General features: G+C 48.0%; 3 protein-coding genes. 2 read left to right on the top strand and 1 reads right to left on the bottom strand.

Going from position 1 to position 5,319, the window contains the following annotated elements:
* Positions 1-179: 179 nt before the first annotated feature.
* Positions 180-560: a hypothetical protein gene (locus tag Q0991_RS15545; RefSeq protein WP_299489839.1), complete on the bottom strand. Its 381-nt coding sequence runs from the start codon at positions 558-560 to the stop codon at positions 180-182.
* A gap of 219 nt (positions 561-779) precedes the next feature.
* Between Q0991_RS15545 and uvrB the strand changes: the two genes are divergently transcribed.
* Positions 780-2,786, top strand: a complete 2,007-nt coding sequence (gene uvrB, locus Q0991_RS15540) for an excinuclease ABC subunit UvrB (RefSeq protein ID WP_299489837.1) — start codon at positions 780-782, stop codon at positions 2,784-2,786.
* A 275-nt stretch (positions 2,787-3,061) separates the two neighbouring features.
* The gene (locus Q0991_RS15535; RefSeq protein WP_299489835.1) at positions 3,062-5,215 is read left to right on the top strand and encodes a hybrid sensor histidine kinase/response regulator; all 2,154 of its coding nucleotides are present in this window, start codon (positions 3,062-3,064) and stop codon (positions 5,213-5,215) included.
* Positions 5,216-5,319: the final 104 nt, after the last annotated feature.

Genomic DNA, 5,319 nt, shown 5'->3' with positions numbered 1-5,319 from the left:
TAGCAACTCCCGAAGTTTTGGGATAGGACTATGACCGCAGGGAAGGTTAAACCTTACGAGTCCTCCGGTCAAACCGGAGGCTTAAGAAGGATAGTTATTTTCTCCTTGCCGAAAGTGTGAAGCCGGACATATTAATTGGGAGTCGTCCGGCTTCAAGCTTCATAACAGAATTGGGCAGATTAATACATGTTGTCGATTAATGTGCTGGATAAGGTATTTGCACCTCGCCCAAACCCACTTACCATCACAGTGACACGCTTGTTAGCACGATGTCGTCTAGCGAATTGAGAACAATCAATAATCGCAGAGTAATCTGCATTATCAGCGAAAATAAACGGTGTATTGTTGATATTTACATCCGGCTTCCGTACATTAAGCCCTTCTCGGCGGAGGGAAACCGTGGCTCTGCGCATACATTCCCATTGATTTAACCGAACATTCCCGAAGCGATAAAAGAGGGCTGGACCCGCAAAAGCACCAAAGGTACTGACTGCTTGGACACCCACGGCCACAGATGCCATCACGAGGGCTTTTGCAGAAATCTTTTTGAACTTAGACATGATGTATTCTCCTTTCTGTGACTCAAGCAGAAAGCATAAATCCTCTATTCAAGAGTTGTTTTCACCTGCTCTGTATGAGTCCTTTGTTATCTCTAATTTAGGCAGGGCTAGTTGACCTGAACGTGACTGTTATCACGGGTTCCTATTGTTTTGCGTCATGCGACTGCCGTGTTCTGCAAAAATTCGGCATTATAAAAAGGCAGCCACCTCTTCAACTTGATGACCGCTTTTGATCTCCATGCTCCCTTTGTGCCAACCGGTGACCAACCCCAAGCCATTGAGAAATTAACCGCTTTGCTTCAATCTGGCCATCCTAGACAAACCTTGTTGGGGGCTACGGGTACAGGAAAAACCTTCACAATGGCTAAGGTGATCGAAGAGATTGGTAAACCCACCCTGATCCTGGCCCATAACAAAACCCTAGCTGCCCAGCTCTGCAATGAAATCCGCTCCTTTTTTCCCAACAACGCAGTGGAGTACTTTATTAGCTATTACGACTATTACCAACCGGAAGCCTATATTCCCGTCACGGATACCTATATCGAAAAAACGGCTTCTATTAATGAAGAAATTGATATGTTGCGGCATTCAGCGACGCGATCGCTTTTTGAGCGCCGGGATGTAATTGTGGTGGCTTCGATTAGCTGTATTTACGGTTTGGGGATTCCTTCTGAATATCTCAAGGCTTCAATTCCTCTAAAAGTAGGGACTGAAATGGATCAGCGCCAATTGCTACGAAGTTTAGCCGCTGTTCAGTACACCCGTAACGATGTAGAGCTGGGACGGGGGCGGTTTCGAGTCAAAGGGGATGTGTTGGAGATTGGTCCCGCCTACGAAGATCGGATTATTCGCGTGGAGTTCTTTGGGGATGAGATTGACGCTATTCGCTATGTCGATCCGGTGACGGGAGAAACCTTACAAAGCCTAGAGGGGCTCAATGTCTATCCCGCTCGCCACTTTGTCACCCCAACTGAACGGTTGGCAATGGCGGTTGAAGCGATTGATGTGGAACGAAAGGCCCAAGTCGAGCACCTAGAAGAAGCGGGGAAACTCTTGGAGGCTCAGCGCCTAAATCAACGTACTCGCTATGACTTGGAAATGCTGCGAGAAGTAGGGTACTGCAACGGCGTGGAAAACTATTCCCGGCATTTGGCGGGCCGACAGGCGGGAGAGCCGCCAGAATGTTTGGTGGATTATTTCCCCAAGGACTGGTTGTTAATGGTGGATGAATCCCATGTGACCGTGCCCCAAATCCGAGGCATGTATAACGGTGATCAGGCCCGTAAGAAAGTCCTGATCGATCACGGGTTTCGCCTCCCCAGTGCAGCAGATAATCGGCCGCTTAAGTCTGAGGAGTTTTGGCACAAGGTGAATCAGTGTGTGTTTGTATCCGCAACACCAGGTTTGTGGGAACTGGAGCTATCGGAAGAACGGGTGGTTGAACAGGTGATTCGGCCCACGGGGGTGGTCGATCCAGAAATTTTTGTCCGTCCAACCACGGGCCAAGTCGACGACTTGCTAGCAGAGATTCAAGAGCGGGTCGGTCGGCATGAGCGAACCTTGATCACCACTTTGACCAAACGGATGGCGGAAGATCTAACGGAATATTTTGAAGAGCGGGGGGCGCGAGTTCGTTATCTGCACTCAGAAATCAATGCGATTCAGCGGATCGAAATCCTCAGGGATTTGCGTCAAGGCGAATTTGATGTTCTTATTGGGGTCAACCTGTTGCGAGAAGGCTTAGATCTGCCTGAGGTTTCCCTAGTCGCCATCTTGGATGCAGATAAAGAAGGGTTCCTGAGAGCCGAGCGTTCCCTGATTCAAACCATTGGTCGAGCAGCCCGCCATGTGCGGGGACAAGCCATCCTCTATGCCGATAATTTAACGGACAGTATGGAGAAGGCTATTTCCGAAACAGAGCGGCGTCGTACGATTCAGCTGGCCTACAATAAAAAGCACGGCATCACGCCCCAACCGGTCAGAAAAGGTTCTGACAATGCCATCTTGGCTTTTTTGGAGGTTTCTCGCCGCCTCAATACCCAAGAACTCGAAGATGCCTACGAACAGGCAGATGATTTGCCTTTGGAGAGTGTGCCCGAGTTGATTACCCAGTTGGAGGCACAGATGAAAGAAGCGGCCAAAAATTTAGAGTTTGAGGAAGCGGCGAAGTATCGCGATCGCATCAAGCATCTAAGATCGAAACTCCTCGGTCAACCGCCTACCTGATTCGATTAACGCTGGGGGGAAATACCCACTTGGGTCTTTAATTTGAATTCAGCTTCATCTAATTCCGATCGGCAAAGAACGCTGGCAATTAGTGAAATAATAGGTATAGCCAAAATGGTTCTTGATTTTCTTGCGATTTCTCTATCCATCTCCCTTTAAATATTCTTTTGCGTCTCAATATCTGCCGATTTTTCTTAACGCCCCCCTTGATATCTCATTGTTCAGTATTGATATTGGCCGATCTACCCATCCGATCATAAATTGAGCGTATTGCCGTGTTATTCGAGCAAACCACTGTTGGTGAGTTTTCGCAGCAGACCTTGGTGTGTCAGACCGAAACTCCCATTCAGGAGATATTAGACGTATTGCAACACCAGAGTATATCCTCGCCAACGGATCAGTTGGCAGGAGATTGGGGTGAGGGGATAGATTTGTCTAGATTAGTGGTGGTTAATCAACAGCAACAACCCGTTAGTCTAATTCGCTCAGCCCAATTTATCTACCTATTTTTTGCTGAACAACACTCCACGGATGCGGTTTCTCCTCAGCAGCCTATTGGCGAGTGGGTTAATTTACCCAACAATCCCCTGTATTGCGTGGTAGCCTCGGAATCGCTTAAGCAATTCTGGCAGTCTTTGCAGGCCATTGCCGAAGACAGGCTAATGTCTTGGGCCATTACTGAAGACAAAACCGGCAAATATTTAGGGTTGTTGGATACGCCTAAGTTAGTTCAGTTCTTGGCCCATCATGTTCCCCTGAGCGTTGCCATTAAGTTTTCCTCGGATTTAAAAAGCTCTGTTTCTACCCCATGGGAGCTACCGAAGCGCCCCCTAGCCTCAACGGAGTCATCGACGCCAGAACAACCTTCTTCTTCCGCTCCCCTGAGTGCGGAACTGTTGGCGGAAATTAGCCATGAACTTAAATCTCCCCTGACGGCCATTTTGAGTTTGTCCAATGTTCTCAGCCATCAGGGTATTCAGAATTTGTCTGAGCGTCAACTGCAATATATACAGTTAATTCATCAGAAAAGTCAGCAATTGATGAGTATCCTCAATACGCTCCTGGATTTAACGCGACTCCCTATGGAAGTTCAACCAAAAGCGCATAAAGCTGTTAGTTTAGATTTACTCTGTGAGGATGCGATCGCCCAAGCGAAACGATACTATCAACTGGAAGAAGGCACAGCCAATCAGGCCGCTCTGCTCATCCGGCGGCATCCCCAGGGAAGGCTTGGCTCAATCTACACCGATGAGCCGAAGCTGCGTCAAATTCTGGTCCATCTTTTGCATAACGCCTTAGGGCTGACTCAAGGACAATCCCCCGTTGTGCTGAACGTGACGTTGTGGCAAGGCTGGACCATCTTTACGATTTCTGATCAGGGTGAACCAATTCCCCATCTTCAGCAGCCGCTAATCTTTCAAATTCCCCAAACCTGGACTCAGTCTGATCAAGCTATTTTGGGTAAAACTGGACTGGGTCTGATCTTGGCTCAACGATTAGTAGAACAGTTATCTGGCGATATTTCCTTTATTTCTGGACCAAAGCAGGGGAATACATTCTCGTTGTATGTACCACCAGAGAAGCATCGTAGCCAGCGAGCTAAAATCACCAAAGGCTTGGTTCTCCTCATTGCCACAACCCCTAGTCTGATCGAACAGGTGAGTCAAGAGCTTTCTGAGCAATCTCTACAGGTGGTGGTTGCCCGCGCTGAGTCAGAAGCACTCCAGAAAGTCGCCCTGCTTAGGCCCCAAGCCATTATTTTACAAACCCTGCTCACCACTGGTTCAGGATGGGAAATCCTCTCAACCCTCAGACAGCAAACTGATACTCTTCCCATCTTGCTGATAGGCAGTCCCGAAGATTGTCAGCAAACTACAAAAATGGGAGGGGATGACTGCCTAACCTTGTCCGCGCTTCAGCCTGGTTTAGGACAATGGTTTGAGAAGCGTTTCAACACCCAAACTTTCCTGTCGGTAATTGCTCCTCAGCAGAGCCATATGTCGGTTTCTAAAGCTGCCAACCCTCAAAAATTAACTATTCTGCATCTAGACCAAAATCTCGATCCCTCGGGGAATGTACTACCAAGTCCTATCGATCAATCTCTGTATGAACATCAGTGGAGAGTGATTTCGACCACAACCTTAGATGAGGCCGAGTTATTAGTAAAAATCTGGAAGCCCGATGTGATTCTTTATACCGATGATAATCCAGCCCCCTTCTTGAATATGGCGGATGAGTCCCCCCTACGCTCATTTCCCTTCGTTATCCTCCATCCCGAAGTCCAGCATGTCGCCCTTGAACGGAAAGATCTAGAGGTCATTACTCGCGCAAGTTTAACCGCCCCTACCGCCACTTCTGACTTATCAGAGGTGTCTTCACTGTTGCAAATACTCACTAACGCCACCGCATCAGATGAGTGCCTGAATTGAGTGCTTGAGCTTTGGGGATGACAAGGTACTTCAAATCTAGAGTCAGCAGTAGATAGGGCAGTGTGATTTCAAAGAAAATAGGGTGGCCGAAACGACTACCCTAT

This window comes from Acaryochloris sp. IP29b_bin.137 (genome assembly GCF_028285745.1).
In the GTDB taxonomy this organism is placed as follows: domain Bacteria; phylum Cyanobacteriota; class Cyanobacteriia; order Thermosynechococcales; family Thermosynechococcaceae; genus Acaryochloris.
Note: the sequence above shows the minus strand (reverse complement) of the source record. Positions and strands in the feature narration are given on the sequence as shown.